This is a genomic window from Hydrogenophaga luteola, from assembly GCF_042648585.1.
Taxonomy (GTDB): Bacteria; Pseudomonadota; Gammaproteobacteria; order Burkholderiales; family Burkholderiaceae_C; genus Hydrogenophaga; species Hydrogenophaga luteola.
In genome coordinates this window covers 517,600-530,997 of the sequence record NZ_JBHRXX010000009.1, presented here as the reverse complement: position 1 = coordinate 530,997, position 13,398 = coordinate 517,600, and the positions used below count along the sequence as shown (strand labels likewise).

Below are 13,398 nucleotides of genomic sequence, written 5' to 3'. Positions count from 1 at the left end.
GGTACGGGGCATGACGCAAGCACAACGACCCACCCGCACCGGCCTGGACTGGCAGCGCGCGCAAGCCTTCCTCGCGCAGGAGCGCGCCCGCTTCACCGACGCCCACCCGCGCTCGGCCGCACTGGCCGACCGCGCCCGCGAACACCTGCTGTTCGGTGTGCCGCTGCACTGGATGAACGATTGGGGCACGCCGTTTGCGCTGCACGTTGAACAGGCCAGCGGTGCCACAGTCACCGACGTCGACGGCCACACCCTGGTCGATTTCTGCCTGGGCGACACAGGCGCCATGTTCGGCCACTCCCCCTCGCCGGTCGCTGCTGCCCTCGCTCGCCAGGCCTCGCGCGGCTATACCACCATGCTCGCCACCGAGGACGCCGCGGTGGTCGGCGAACAGCTGGCGCAGCGCTTCGGTCTGCCGGTCTGGCAGTTCGCCATGAGCGCAACCGACGCCAACCGCTACATCGTTCGCTGGATCCGCGCCGCCACCGGCCGCAAGAAGATCCTGGTGTTCAACGGCTGCTACCACGGCACCATCGAAGACGTGTTCGTCGACCTGGTGGAAGGCCGACCGGTGCAGCGCGACAGCCTGCTGGGGCAGGTGCACGACCTCACCGAACACACCGTGGTGGTCGAGTTCAACGACCTGGCCGCGCTCGAAACCGCCTTGAAGGCCGGTGACGTGGCCTGCGTGCTGGCCGAACCGGTGATGACCAACATCGGCATGGTGCTGCCCGAACCCGGCTTCTGGGAAGAGGCCCAGCGGATCATCCGCCGCCACGGCACGCTGCTGGTGATGGACGAGACCCACACCATCAGCACCGGCCCCGGCGGCTATGCACGCGCCCACGGCATCGCTGCCGACGCGCTGGTGCTCGGCAAACCCGTGGGCGGTGGCGTGCCCTGCGCGGTCTATGGCATGAGCGCCGAGCTGGCCGCGCGCGCCGAACAGGCCAAGCGAGAAGCCCCGCCCGGCCACAGCGGCATCGGCACCACACTGACCGGCAACATGCTGGCCATGGCCGCGATGCGCGCGGCGCTCAACGAGGTCATGACCCCGGCCGCCTACGAGCACATGCTGGCGCTGGCGGAGCGGCTGGCAGACGGGCTGCGCCGGGTGATCGCCCAGCACCGACTGCCCTGGTGCGTGACCCAGGTCGGCGCGCGCACCGAGTTCCAGTTCTGCCCCACGCCACCCCGCAACGGCACCGAGGCCGACCGCATCCTCGACGGCGAGCTGGAGCACCTGATCCACCTGGGCCTGCTCAACCGCGGCGTCATGATCACGCCCTTCCACAACATGATGCTGGTCTGCCCGCAGACCACTGACGAGCACGTTGCGCAGCTGATCGGCGCGCTCGACGGGGTGCTGTCACAAATCACCGAGGCCCCGGCGAGATGAAGTCTCCCGCCCCGACGCAGCAGGACGAAACCTACTCGCGGTTGCGCCAGTGGGTCACCGTGGGCCAGTTCCTGCCTGGCGAGCGGCTGAAGATCCACGCCATCGCCGAGAAACTGGGTGTGGGCGTGATGCCGGTGCGCGCCGCGCTGCAGCGGCTGGCGGCCGAGGGGGCGCTGGTCAACGTGCCACACGCCGGCATGCAGGTGCCTAAACTCTCGCTGGCCGAATTCGACGACGTGCTGCAGACCCGGCTGCTGCTCGAAGGCGAGGCCGCCCAGCGCGGCGCGCACCGGCTGGACGCGGCCGGGCTCGCTGAACTGCTGGCCCTCGAACAGAAGATGCGCGACGCGCTCAAGGCCAACGACGCCAAGGGCTACCTCGATGCCAACGAGCTGTTCCACCTCCGCCTGTACCAGGCCGCCGCCTCCCCCACCCTGCTCTCCCTGATCGAGACCGTCTGGCTCAAGGTCGGGCCGCTGTCCAACAAGCTGTTCGAGGTGGACGCCTCGCAGCGAGTGATCAACGATGCCCACGGCGACGCGGTGATGGCGCTGCGCCTGCGTGACAGCGCCGGTGTACGGCGCGCGATCGAGAAGGATCTGTTTGTGGCGGCGCAGTTTCTCCGGCCGTTCTGCGCCTGAACCGGCTCAGCCGCGCCACCAGACCAGGGCCGCGAGCAAACCGATCATCACCGGCTGGTGCAGCAGGTAGTACGACAGGCTCCAGCGCCCCAGCAGCACCAGCCCGCGCCGCAGTCCGGTCGCCGGCACATCGCCCGCGCCCAGCCACTGCGGCCTGTTTGCCAGCAACCAGCGCCCCGCCGCCACGCCCCACCACATCACGCCCAGCCAGGGCAGCACCGGCGCGTAGTCCTCCGTCACCGGCAGCTCGCTGATGAAGCCCAGCGCGTTCCAGCCCGGCTGGTTCAGGAAGGCCAGCGACGGCAGCGCGCCGATCACCACCGGCGCCGCCCATTTCATCGAGAGCGCCAGCGCGCCCAGCGGCCAGAGCCAGGCGCCCCAGCCGGCGGTGAGGCGGACCAGGATCAGCATGGCCGCGATGCCGTGCAGGATGCCGAAGTAGATGAAGGTGTCCGGGAACATCAGCCAGGAGCCGGCCGATACCAGCAGCGCCCCGCCGGCCACCTGTGCCCACCGCTTCCAGAACCTCGGCCAGCCCTGCCCCTGCTGCATCGCCACCGCCTGCGACAGCCCGGCGGTGAACAGGAACAGGCTCACGATCATCGTGCGCTGCCAGGTCCAGAACGGGTCGTCGTAGAAATCCTGCCTGATGAAGCCGAAGTGGTTGAGGTCGAAGCAGAAATGGAAGGCGGTCATCCACAGCATGGCGACCGCGCGCAGGATGTCGATGCGGTCCAGACGCTGGGGCATCGCCTTCACCGACAACTCGAATGCACTTTCAGCAGGAGTTGCGCCAGTTCCCGCGGCGCACTGACCATCGGGTCGTGCCCGGTGGCCAGCTCGTAGACCGTCCAGCCCGGCTCGCTGCGCACCCGCTTGCGGGCCGCGTCGATGGTGGCCAGCGGCGGGTTGGTGCAGTCGATGAAGCTGTGGGGGACGGACCAGACCAGCGCCGGGTCGAACAGCAGGGTCTCGTGGTAGAGGCGGTAGGGCTGCGGCGTCTGGCGGCGGTTGACCCAGTCGCGGTCGGCGCCTTCAAGGCCGAACACGCTGGCATCCGGTGGCGGAAAACTCAGTCCGCCGCTGGTCTCCTGCGCCTCGGCCGCGCGCCTGGCCACGGTCTCGGGCGCGTGCGGGGTGCTCCAGCTGTTGCCGGGATCGGGAACACCCGCATCCAGATAGACCAGGTGACGCAGCAGGCCAGGGTGCGAGCGCTGCAGGCGGTCGGCCACGCAAGTGATCAGGTTGCCCGCGTAGCTGTGGCCGACCAGCACCACGCGCTCCAGTTCTTCGGCCTCGATCAGCCCGATGACGTCCTGGATGTGGGTGTTGATACCCACCGTCGGGCTCAGCAGGTGCGCCCGCTCTCCGACGCCGGTGAGCGTGACGGCGTGGGCGTCCACACCAGCACCTCGCAGCAGGGGCAGCACCCGCTTCCAGCACCAGGCGCCGTGCCAGGAACCGTGGACGAGGACGATGGCGGTGCTCGAAGGGTCTTGGGAAGCAGGCATGGGCGATCTCCGGGACAATATCGGGTTGATTTGCGGGGCCGTCGGTGGCCCCGATTCTGCCTGCACCGTCCTCTTTTTTCGCGTCACCATGTTGCCCCACCAGCTCGAACTGCTTGCCCCCGCCCGCGACGCCGACATCGGCATCGAGGCCGTGAACCACGGAGCCGACGCGGTCTACATCGGCGGCCCGTCCTTCGGCGCCCGCACCAGCGCCGACAACTCGGTGCAGGACATCGCCCGGCTGGCGACATACGCGCACCGCTACAACAGTCGCATCTTCGTGACGATGAACACCATCCTGCGCGACGACGAGCTGGAATCGGCCCGCAAGCTGGCCTGGCAGCTGTACGACGCGGGCGTGGACACGCTCATCATTCAGGACATGGGCCTGCTGGAGATCGACCTGCCGCCCATCCAGCTGCACGCCAGCACCCAGACGGACATCCGCACACCCGAAAAGGCGCGCTTCCTGCAGGATGTCGGGCTCTCGCAAATCGTGCTGGCGCGCGAGCTGACGCTGCCGCAGATCGCCGCCATCGACGCTGCGCTCGGCCCGAAGGACGCGCCTGGCCGCGCCATCCTCGAATTTTTCGTGCACGGCGCGCTGTGCGTGGCCTACAGCGGCCAGTGCTTCATCAGCCACGCCCACACCGGTCGCAGCGCCAACCGCGGCGACTGCTCGCAGGCCTGCCGCCTGCCGTATGAGGTCAAGGACAGCCAGGGCCGCATCGTGGCGCACGACAAACACGTGCTCTCGATGAAGGACAACAACCAGAGCGAGAACCTGCGCCAGATCATCGACGCCGGCGTGCGCAGCTTCAAGATCGAAGGCCGCTACAAGGACATGGCCTACGTGAAGAACATCACCGCGCACTACCGCGTGCTGCTCGACGAGATCCTGGAAGAACGCCCCGAGCTGGCCCGCGCCAGCAGCGGCGAGTGCACCTTCCATTTCCAGCCCGACCCCGACCAGAACTTCAACCGCGAGTTCACCGACTACTTCGTCAACGGCCGCAAGGAAGACATCGGCGCCTTCGACACACCCAAGAACCCCGGCCGGCCCATCGGACACGTGACCGCCACCGGCCCCAACTTCGTCGAGTTGCAGACCGACGACAAGGACACCGTCATCCACAACGGCGACGGACTGTGTTACCTGGACCTGCAGAAAGAACTGGTGGGCCTGCAGATCAACCGAGCCGAGGCGGTGAACAAGAAGGGACTCTGGCGGGTGTTCCCCAAGGATCCGATGGAGGGCTTCAAGGACCTGCGCAAGGGCGTGCAGGTCAACCGCAACCGGGACATGGACTGGGTGCGCGGGCTGGAGAAGAAGTCGGCCGAACGGCGCATCGGCGCCTGGCTCACGCTGAACGAATCCGCAGATCGCCTAAAACTCACCATCACCGACGAGGACGGCCACAGCGGCACGTCCGCCCTGGCCGGCCCGCTGCAGGACGCCAAGGACCCAAGCCAGGCCGAGGCCAAGCTGCGCGAGAACCTCTCGCGCCTGGGCGACACCCTGTTCCAGCCGCTCGACGTGACGCTGAACCTGAACGGCCCGCGCTTCGTGCCCGCCTCCCAGCTCAACGCCCTGCGCCGCGAGGCGGTGGAACAACTGGAAGTGGCCCGCGCCGCCGCCTGGCACCGCCTGCCGCGTGCGAAGCCGGTCGAGCCGCCGGTGGCCTACCCGGAAGACACGCTGACCTACCTGGCCAACGTGTTCAACCACAAGGCACGCGATTTCTACGCGAAACACGGTGTCAAGGTCATCGCCGCCGCGTACGAAAGCCACGAGGAAGAAGGCGAAGTCAGCCTGATGATCACCAAACACTGCGTGCGCTTCAGCCTGAGCCTGTGCCCCAAACAGGCCAAGGGTGTGACCGGCGTGCAGGGCACGGTGAAGGCCGAGCCCATGCAACTGATCAACGGGAAAGAAAAGCTGACCCTTCGCTTCGACTGCAAACCCTGCGAGATGCACGTGGTCGGCAAGATCAAGCGCAGCGTGCTGAACGCGGTGCCGGCGAGCCCGTTGAGGTTCTACAAGACGCGGCCTGTCTCAGGCGCCTTAGGTTGACCATGCCGCAATGGGTCATTGCCAAAAGACAAACAGAACTGTAAGCAGTAGCTCCCACCCGTGGGCCTTGCGCGCCCTAGCCGTTTGTTCTGCCGACAACGCCAACAGTGGCTGAACATGCCGCTGTAACAGCAAGAGAGCCAATGCGATAGCGGCTCCCATGACCAACGGAAGTCCCGACCGCCAGGAAATGGTCGCGAAAAAGGCTGCCGTCAGCAGCAAGGTGTTGAGCACCATGACCACTCCACCACGAGAGCCCGGGGAGAAACCGTGGCCGAGGCAGTCAGGGCACTCAGCGGGAAAAGCCACCGACGACAGCCACTTTGAGGTGCCTCGAATGGATGGGCAGTGACAGTGAGGACAAGCGTACAAGGGCATTTCGTCGATTCCTCCGGCCATTGTCCAAGCCGGAGCTGCGATTCTCAGTCCGATTCCCGCGCTTCGAGCAACAGCTGCCGCACGCTCACTCCCTTGACCTTGGCCACCGCCCGCACCCGCACGCCCTGCTCCGCTTCGAGCCGCCAGCGCTGGTGGTAGTCCAGCCCGTCGGTCTGCCCGGGGTTGTGGGCCGGAATGCGGCGCGACCACTGGCGCTGGCCATCGAACTCCACCGTCAGTTCCAGCCAGGCGTCTCCCGGCGGGTCGGCCGGCACGTTCACCAGCAGCGCGACATCTACATCGAACAGCCGTGCCCGAGCGTTGAGACCGGGAATGTTCAGGATCGCCACGTTGTCTCCACCGTCGACGCGCCAGTGTTCCGGGGTGGGTTGGGAAGGTTGGGTGGACCGGTTCTTCATGCGCCCGGACTGTAGGGCATGCGGTCGTCTGGAAGCATATGCAGCGCTCCCAAAACCCTTGCATTCGCTTTCTATACTGGATTTTCTTTCTACTTCAGGGAGAAGCTGATGCGTCTGATCGCCCGTCCTTTTGCATTCACTGTGTCGGTGTCCGCCCTGGCGGTGGCCCTGACCGCCTGCGCCGCCAGCACCGGTTCTGCCGGCCTGGCGGTCAACCAGCCCGCCGAGTTCGCCGGCAAGATCGTCGGTCCGCTGGAATTCGGTCAAGCCGCCGCTGTGGAGCGACAGCCATGGCAACAAGACAACTCCCGTTCAGTGCCTTGCTGGACGCGCTCCGCCCAGCGACCGCCACCGAGAACGCCGACTGAAGCCCCGCAGATGGCAGCGGCGTCCTGATAGACCTGGGTCAGATGTACGCCGCCACCGGCTTGGCGTGGCGCATGTGCAGGCTCATGCCCAGCGCGGCCATGTGGTTGCTGTTGCGACCCAGGATCACTTCCGCCAGCGGCAGGAACTCGGCCTCTTCGTAGGCGGCATGGGCGGTGTATTCGGTCACCAGCCGCTGCACCTCGGCGATGTCCAGGTCGGTGCTCTGGCCTTTGGCGACCAGCTTGAGGCCTTTTTCAAGGCGCTTCCACAGTGCTTCGACCATGCGGTGCTCTTCGGTCAGGCGCTTGGTCATGGCCTTGACGCGCTCGAACTCTTCACCGGGCTGAGCGCTGGCGAGCACGGCCGGAAACAGTTCGCGCTCTTCTTCCAGGTGGTGTTCAAAGATCGCTTCGCGGAAAAACTCCAGCGACTGCTCGGCGATCTGGCGGGCGCGGGCGGCCGGCTCCAGCAGCGCAGGCAATTCGTCCAGCGCGCTCAGGCGCTTGACGATGCCGCTGTGGCAGTTGGTGAAGTTGCTGATCGGGTTGTCGGTGTTGACGGCGGTGTTCATGGCAGCTCCTCTCGGTGGGTGTGCGCCGAAGCTGGTCTTCAGCACACTCACGATCTGGATGCCAGTCTGGGCCCGCGGCGTTTTTGGGGCCTTGACACAAGTCAAGGCCTCCCCTGTTCATTCAGTGTGCGGACCGACCGCGCATCTTGTTGAACGCGTTGAACAGCAGCACGCACACGATACCGGCGATCAGGCCAGCCATACCACCCGCCAGGCTGTTGACCACGCCGCCCATGGCGCCCAGGCCTTGTGCCCAGTGCTCGACCGCATGTCCCAGCGCCGGCACGCCGTGTAGCAGGATGCCCCCACCCACCAGGAACATGGCGGCCGTGCCCAGGACCGACAGGGCTTTCATCAGCCAGGGTGCGAAGGCCAGCAGGCCTCGGCCGAACGCCTGAGCAGCGGATGAGCCGCTGCGGCTCAGGTGCAGACCCGCGTCGTCGAGCTTGACGATGCCACCAACCAGGCCGTACACGCCCACGGTCATGATCAGCGAGATGCCGACCAACACGGCGAGTTGCTGGGCGAACGGTGCGGTGGCCACCGCACCCAGGGTGATCACGATGATCTCGGCCGAGAGGATGAAGTCGGTGCGCACGGCGCCCTTGATCTTCTCCTTCTCGAACGCGACCAGGTCCACTTTCTCGTCGCTCACGGCCTTCACGAGTTCGGCGTGGTGGGCGTCGTCCGCTTCCTTGGCGTGGAAGAACTTGTGCATCAGCTTCTCGGCACCTTCAAAGCACAGGAACAGGCCGCCGAGCATGAGCAGTGGCGTGATGGCCCAGGGCGCTACGGCACTGATCGCCAAAGCGGCCGGCACCAGGATGGCTTTGTTCAGCAGCGAGCCCTTGGCCACCGCCCAGACCACCGGCAGCTCCCGGTCGGCGTTGACGCCGGTGACCTGCTGCGCGTTGAGCGCCAGGTCGTCACCCAACACGCCGGCGGTTTTCTTCGCCGCCATCTGCGTCATGGCAGCCACGTCGTCGGCGGCCGAGACACTCTGTCGCGCGGCGACCTTGGTCATGGTGGCCACGTCGTCGAGGATGGTGGCGATGTCATCGAGCAGTGCAAGGAGGCTGGAGGCCATGGCGGAGTTTTAACTTTCAGGACCAGACAAGGGGAAACAGCGGATCGTCCATCGGTGCGCCGTCGGGCAGGCGCGATTCGAGGCCGGGGAACGGAGGGGAGGTGCGCCAGCGACGAGGCGCGTGGACCGCGTCGTCGCCCAGATAACGGGCAGAAAACACGCGCCGCCGCGCGCCAGGACCGGTCCCGCTGCTGGCGTGCAGGCTGAGCATGTGGAAGGCCACGCAGTCGCCCGGCGCCAGCGCCCAGCCCAGCTGCCGATAGGTGTCGGGCTCCGCGTCGATGGGCGGCAGTTCGGCCAGGGAGCCCTCCGGGAACCACTTGGCCTGCTGGTCGCGGAATGTGCGCGGCATGTACCAGGTGCCGTCGTGCGAACCGGCGACGAAACGCAGCGTGCTCGCCAGCGGCACCGGGTCCACCGGGATCCAGAAGCTCACGTTCTGCATGCCGCCGACGTTGTAATACGGCTGGTCCTGGTGCCAGGGCGTGGGCTGGCGGGTACGGGCTTCCTTGACCAGCAGGTGGTCGTGGTACAGGCGCGCCGTGCGGCTCTGCATCAGCTGAGCGGCCAGATGCGGCAGCGCCGAGTCCTTGAGGATGCGCTGGTAGTCCGGGTTGGTTGGCCAGGTGCAGAAGTCCTCGACGAAGCGGCCCGGGTCGTCGGGCTCGCTCGCCACCAGCGCCAGCGGGCTCAGGTGCGCCAGGTTGTGTTCGATGCCGGCTTCGAGTGTGCGTAGTTCGTCGGCGTTGAACACGCCCCGCAGCACCACCGCGCCGTCGCGGGCGTAGGCCTCGACCGTGTCGGCGGGCAGCGGGTGCGAGCGACTCATCGCGGGATCAGCCCACCCACTTGCGCGCGTTGCGCCAGATGCGCATCCACGGACTGAGTTCGCTGGCGTCGCCGCTGGTCCAGCTCATCTGGATGTTGCGGAACACGCGCTCGGGGTGCGGCATCATGGCCGTGAAGCGACCGTCGGCCGTGGTCACGGCGGTGAGGCCACCTGGGCTGCCGTTCGGGTTGAACGGGTACTGCTCGGTGGCGGCGCCGGTGTTGTCCACGAAGCGCATGGCGGCGATGGCCTTGGCCGGGTTGCCGCGGTGCTTGAAGTTGGCGAAACCCTCCCCGTGCGCCACGGCGATCGGCAGGCGGCTGCCGGCCATGCCCTGCAGGAACAGGCTGGGCGATTCGAGCACCTCGACCATCGACAGGCGCGCCTCGAAGCGCTCGCTCTGATTGGTGGTGAAGCGCGGCCAGGCCTCGGCGCCGGGGATGATGTCGGCCAGTTCGGCAAACATCTGGCAGCCGTTGCACACGCCGAGGCCAAAGGTGTCCTTGCGCGCAAAGAAGCCCTGGAACTGTTCGGACAGCAGCGGGTTGAAGGTGATGCTGCGCGCCCAGCCGATGCCGGCGCCCAGCGTGTCGCCGTAGCTGAAGCCGCCACAGGCGACCACGCCCTTGAAGTCGGCCAGCTTCGCGCGGCCGCTCTGCAGGTCCGTCATGTGCACGTCGTAGGCCTCAAAGCCCGCCTGGGTGAAGGCGTAGGCCATTTCCACGTGCGAATTCACGCCCTGCTCGCGCAGGATCGCGACCTTGGGACGGCTCAGGTTCAGGAACGGCGCGGCCACGTTGTCGAGCGGATCGAACGTCAGGGCCACGTGCATGCCCGGGTCGGCGGGCTGGCCGGCGGCAGCGTGTTCGCTGTCGGCGCAGGCCGGGTTGTCGCGCTGCTGGTTGATCTTCCAGCTCACGCTGTCCCAGACCTGGTGCAGGTCGAACAGGCTCGCGCTGAACACGGCCTTGGTGTCCCGCCAGACCTGCAGCTGGCCCTTGCCCACGTCGATGGACGAAGACAACGGGCGGGTCTTGCCGACGAAGTGGCTGTGTTTGGACAGGCCGTGCTCGCGCAGGGTCTGCATCACGGCGTTGCGGTCTTCGGTCTTCACCTGCAGGACGACGCCGAGCTCTTCGCTGAACAGGGCCTTGAGCGTGAGTTCCTCGCGGCGGGCGCTGACCTGCGACGCCCAGTTCTTGGCGTCGCCCATATCCATGCGACTGTCGGAAATACCGTCGCCCTCGGTGACCAGCATGTCCACGTTCAGCGACACGCCCACCTGGCCCGCGAAGGCCATTTCGGCCGCAGCCGCCAGCAGGCCGCCGTCCGAACGGTCGTGGTAGGCCAGGATCTGGCCCTTCGCGCGCAGCGCGTTGACCGCGTTGACCAGGTTGATCAGGTCCTGCGGGCTGTCCAGATCGGGTACCTCATTGCCCGGCTGACCCAGCGTCAGGCCCAGCACGCTGCCGCCCAGACGGTTGCGGCCCTTGCCCAGGTCGATCAGCACCAGGGTGGTGTCGTCCAGGTCGCGGTTGAGCTGGGGCGTTAGGGTGCCGCGCACGTCGGCCAGCGTGGCGAAGGCGCTGACGATCAGGCTGACCGGCGAGGTGACTTTTTTCTTTTCGCCATCGGCGGTCCACTGCGTGCGCATGGACAGGCTGTCCTTGCCCACCGGCACCGACACGTCCAGCGCCGGGCACAGTTCCATGCCGATGGCCTTGACGGTGGCGTACAGGTCGGCGTCCTCACCGGGCTCGCCGCAGGCCGCCATCCAGTTGGCCGACAGTTTCACGCGAGGCAGCTCGATGGGCGCGGCCAGCAGGTTGGTGATGGCCTCGGCCACCGCCATGCGGCCGGAAGCGGCGGCGTTGATGGACGCCAGCGGTGTGCGCTCGCCCATGCTCATGGCCTCGCCAGCGAACCCGGCGTAGTCGGCCAGGGTCACGGCGCAGTCGGCCACCGGCACCTGCCAGGGGCCGACCATCTGGTCGCGGTGGCTGAGGCCGCCCACGGTGCGGTCACCGATGGTGACCAGGAAGCGCTTGGACGCCACGGTCGGGTGGCTCAGCACGTCGATGACCGCTTTTTCCAGCGACACGCCGGTCAGGTCCATCGGCTGGAACTGGCGTTGGACCGTCTTCACGTCCCGGTGCATCTTGGGCGGCTTGCCCAAGAGAACATCCATCGGCATATCCACGGGGGATTCGTTGCCTTGATCGACCAGCGACAAATGTCGCTCTTCGGTCGCCACGCCCACCACCGAGAACGGGCAGCGCTCGCGTTCGCAGAAGGCCTTGAACTGCTCCAGTGACTCGGGCGCGATGGCCAGCACGTAGCGTTCCTGGCTCTCGTTGCACCAGATTTCCTTGGGCGCCAGACCGCTCTCTTCCAGCGGCACGGCGCGCAGGTCGAAGCGGGCGCCGCGGCCGGCGTCGTTCACCAGTTCGGGGAAGGCATTGGACAGGCCGCCCGCGCCCACGTCGTGAATGAACAGCACCGGGTTCTTCTCGCCCTGCGCCCAGCAGTGGTTGATGACTTCCTGCGCCCGGCGCTCGATCTCCGGGTTGCCGCGCTGCACGCTGTCAAAGTCCAGCGAGGCGGCGTTGGTGCCGGTCGCCATGGAGCTGGCGGCGCCGCCGCCCATGCCGATCTTCATGCCCGGGCCGCCGAGCTGGATCAGCAGCGTGCCGGCAGGGAAATCGATCTTCTTCGTTTGCGTGGCATCGATCTGGCCCAGGCCGCCCGCGATCATGATGGGCTTGTGGTAGCCGCGGGTCACGCCGCCCACGTCCTGCTCGTATTCGCGGAAGTAGCCCAGCAGGTTGGGACGGCCGAACTCGTTGTTGAACGCGGCACCGCCCAGCGGACCCTCGGTCATGATCTGCAGCGGGCTGGCGATGTGTTCGGGTTTGCCGCCTGGCTGGTCGCTCATGCCGCCCCAGAGTTTGGAGACGGTGAAGCCGGTCAGGCCGGCCTTGGGCTTGGAACCGCGGCCGGTCGCGCCCTCGTCGCGGATCTCGCCGCCCGCGCCGGTGGAGGCGCCGGGGAACGGGGAAATCGCGGTCGGGTGGTTGTGGGTTTCCACCTTCATCAGGATGTGGTGGGTGGCGGCTTCCGCTTGATAGGCGGGCGATGCGTTCACATCGGCGCGGGCCACGAAGCGCTCCAGCTGGTGGCCTTCCATGATGGACGCGTTGTCCGAGTACGCGACGATGGTGTGTTGCGGGCTGGTCTGGTGCGTGTGGCGGATCATGCCGAACAGGCTCTTGTCCTGTGCCACGCCGTCGATGGTGAACTGCGCGTTGAAGATCTTGTGGCGGCAGTGTTCGCTGTTGGCCTGCGCGAACATCATCAGCTCGACGTCGGTCGGGTTGCGCTTGAGGCCTTTGAAAGCGTTGACCAGGTAGTCGATCTCGTCGTCGGCCAGGGCCAGGCCCCAGTCAGTGTTGGCCTTCTCAAGCGCCGCGCGACCACCGCCCAGCACGTCCACGTGCTCCATGGGCGCGGGGTGCAGCTCGGTGAACAGGGCCTCGGCCTGGCTGCGTTCGGTGGTCACGGCCTCGGTCATGCGGTCGTGCAGCATGTCGGCCACGGCGCGCAACTGGTCTTCGCTCAGGCTGGCCTTGCCCAGCAGACCGCTCTTCAGACCGATGCGGAATTCCACCAGACGCTCAACGCGGTGCAGCGCCAGGCCGCAGTTGTGCGCGATGTCGGTGGCCTTGGAGGCCCAGGGTGAGACCGTGCCCAGGCGAGGCAGCACGTAGAGAGCGGGGGCGCCGGCCTTTTCAGCAGCGACAAAGGCTTCGGCGGTCGGCTCGCCGTAGGTCAGCAACTGGCCCAGGCGCTCGACCGTGGCAGCGTCGGGCTCGGCGTCGAAGGACGCCAGGTGCACGAAGCGGGCACTGAGGCCGGTGATCTTGTCGGAAATGCCCTGCAGACGGGGCAGGAGTTGCTGGACTTTGAAGTCACTGATGGCGTTGCCGCCGTCAAAAAAGCGCAGGTGCAGGGTCACGGTGGGTGGCCTTGGGGCTGGATGACCGCAGGGGTCGGTGAAAACCCAAGATTTTACCGTTGAGGCCAGCGCGGAACCGGCTCCGCCGGGCCGCAGCTGGCGCCC

Annotated in this window: 12 protein-coding genes; 4 read left to right on the top strand and 8 right to left on the bottom strand. The window is 67.1% G+C overall.

Annotation, left to right across the window (positions count from 1 at the left end; all coding sequences use genetic code 11):
* The first annotated feature begins 10 nt into the window (after positions 1-10).
* Positions 11-1,399, top strand: coding sequence for an aspartate aminotransferase family protein (locus ACFOPI_RS21295; RefSeq protein ID WP_382178477.1), 1,389 nt, complete (start codon positions 11-13; stop codon positions 1,397-1,399).
* Positions 1,396-2,040, top strand: a complete 645-nt coding sequence (locus tag ACFOPI_RS21290) for a GntR family transcriptional regulator (RefSeq protein WP_382178474.1) — start codon at positions 1,396-1,398, stop codon at positions 2,038-2,040. Before ACFOPI_RS21295 ends, ACFOPI_RS21290 begins: the two co-directional genes overlap by 4 nt.
* A 6-nt stretch (positions 2,041-2,046) precedes the next feature.
* Here the strand turns inward: ACFOPI_RS21290 and ACFOPI_RS21285 are convergent, their stop codons facing one another.
* Both ACFOPI_RS21285 and ACFOPI_RS21280 read right to left on the bottom strand, forming a co-directional pair.
* Entirely contained in the window at positions 2,047-2,790 is a 744-nt protein-coding gene (locus ACFOPI_RS21285; protein ID WP_382178472.1) for a heparan-alpha-glucosaminide N-acetyltransferase, read from the bottom strand.
* 5 nt (positions 2,791-2,795) lie between these two features.
* The gene (locus ACFOPI_RS21280; RefSeq protein WP_382178469.1) at positions 2,796-3,551 is read right to left on the bottom strand and encodes an alpha/beta fold hydrolase; all 756 of its coding nucleotides are present in this window, start codon (positions 3,549-3,551) and stop codon (positions 2,796-2,798) included.
* 88 nt (positions 3,552-3,639) lie between these two features.
* On the opposite strand from ACFOPI_RS21280, the gene ACFOPI_RS21275 reads away from it, so the two are divergent.
* Positions 3,640-5,625, top strand: coding sequence for a peptidase U32 family protein (locus ACFOPI_RS21275; RefSeq protein WP_382178467.1), 1,986 nt, complete (start codon positions 3,640-3,642; stop codon positions 5,623-5,625).
* Positions 5,626-5,640: 15 nt separating this feature from the next.
* Here ACFOPI_RS21275 and ACFOPI_RS21270 read toward each other — a convergent pair whose 3' ends face one another.
* Positions 5,641-5,862, bottom strand: coding sequence for a hypothetical protein (locus ACFOPI_RS21270; protein ID WP_382178465.1), 222 nt, complete (start codon positions 5,860-5,862; stop codon positions 5,641-5,643).
* Between the two features lie 185 nt (positions 5,863-6,047).
* Entirely contained in the window at positions 6,048-6,422 is a 375-nt protein-coding gene (locus ACFOPI_RS21265; protein ID WP_382178462.1) for a hypothetical protein, read from the bottom strand.
* Between the two features lie 108 nt (positions 6,423-6,530).
* Between ACFOPI_RS21265 and ACFOPI_RS21260 the strand changes: the two genes are divergently transcribed.
* The gene (locus ACFOPI_RS21260) at positions 6,531-6,818 is read left to right on the top strand and encodes a hypothetical protein (RefSeq protein ID WP_382178459.1); all 288 of its coding nucleotides are present in this window, start codon (positions 6,531-6,533) and stop codon (positions 6,816-6,818) included.
* Positions 6,819-6,828: 10 nt separating this feature from the next.
* On the opposite strand, the gene ACFOPI_RS21255 is transcribed toward ACFOPI_RS21260, so the two are convergent.
* The 4 genes from ACFOPI_RS21255 to purL all read right to left on the bottom strand — a co-directional run bounded on the left by ACFOPI_RS21255 (position 6,829) and on the right by purL (position 13,293).
* Positions 6,829-7,362 carry a hemerythrin domain-containing protein gene (locus ACFOPI_RS21255; protein ID WP_382178457.1) on the bottom strand — a complete coding sequence of 178 codons (534 nt, stop codon included), beginning with the start codon at positions 7,360-7,362 and terminating at the stop codon, positions 6,829-6,831.
* 121 nt (positions 7,363-7,483) lie between these two features.
* Complete coding sequence (locus ACFOPI_RS21250) at positions 7,484-8,449, bottom strand: DUF808 domain-containing protein (protein WP_382178454.1); 966 nt, start codon at positions 8,447-8,449, stop codon at positions 7,484-7,486.
* 16 nt (positions 8,450-8,465) lie between these two features.
* Positions 8,466-9,278, bottom strand: a complete 813-nt coding sequence (locus ACFOPI_RS21245) for a phytanoyl-CoA dioxygenase family protein (protein ID WP_382178452.1) — start codon at positions 9,276-9,278, stop codon at positions 8,466-8,468.
* Positions 9,279-9,285: 7 nt separating this feature from the next.
* Positions 9,286-13,293, bottom strand: a complete 4,008-nt coding sequence (gene purL / locus ACFOPI_RS21240; protein ID WP_382178449.1) for a phosphoribosylformylglycinamidine synthase — start codon at positions 13,291-13,293, stop codon at positions 9,286-9,288.
* Positions 13,294-13,398: the final 105 nt, after the last annotated feature.

What these genes read in the sequence shown, in the direction of transcription:
- ACFOPI_RS21265 (WP_382178462.1), bottom strand. Translation starts at nt 6,422, where the DNA reads ATGAAGAACCGGTCCACCCAACCTTCCCAACCCACCCCGGAACACTGG.
- ACFOPI_RS21260 (WP_382178459.1), top strand. Translation starts at nt 6,531, where the DNA reads ATGCGTCTGATCGCCCGTCCTTTTGCATTCACTGTGTCGGTGTCCGCC.
- ACFOPI_RS21280 (WP_382178469.1), bottom strand. Translation starts at nt 3,551, where the DNA reads ATGCCTGCTTCCCAAGACCCTTCGAGCACCGCCATCGTCCTCGTCCAC.
- ACFOPI_RS21270 (WP_382178465.1), bottom strand. Translation starts at nt 5,862, where the DNA reads ATGGTGCTCAACACCTTGCTGCTGACGGCAGCCTTTTTCGCGACCATT.
- ACFOPI_RS21290 (WP_382178474.1), top strand. Translation starts at nt 1,396, where the DNA reads ATGAAGTCTCCCGCCCCGACGCAGCAGGACGAAACCTACTCGCGGTTG.
- ACFOPI_RS21275 (WP_382178467.1), top strand. Translation starts at nt 3,640, where the DNA reads ATGTTGCCCCACCAGCTCGAACTGCTTGCCCCCGCCCGCGACGCCGAC.
- ACFOPI_RS21255 (WP_382178457.1), bottom strand. Translation starts at nt 7,362, where the DNA reads ATGAACACCGCCGTCAACACCGACAACCCGATCAGCAACTTCACCAAC.
- ACFOPI_RS21245 (WP_382178452.1), bottom strand. Translation starts at nt 9,278, where the DNA reads ATGAGTCGCTCGCACCCGCTGCCCGCCGACACGGTCGAGGCCTACGCC.
- ACFOPI_RS21295 (WP_382178477.1), top strand. Translation starts at nt 11, where the DNA reads ATGACGCAAGCACAACGACCCACCCGCACCGGCCTGGACTGGCAGCGC.
- ACFOPI_RS21250 (WP_382178454.1), bottom strand. Translation starts at nt 8,449, where the DNA reads ATGGCCTCCAGCCTCCTTGCACTGCTCGATGACATCGCCACCATCCTC.
- ACFOPI_RS21285 (WP_382178472.1), bottom strand. Translation starts at nt 2,790, where the DNA reads ATGCCCCAGCGTCTGGACCGCATCGACATCCTGCGCGCGGTCGCCATG.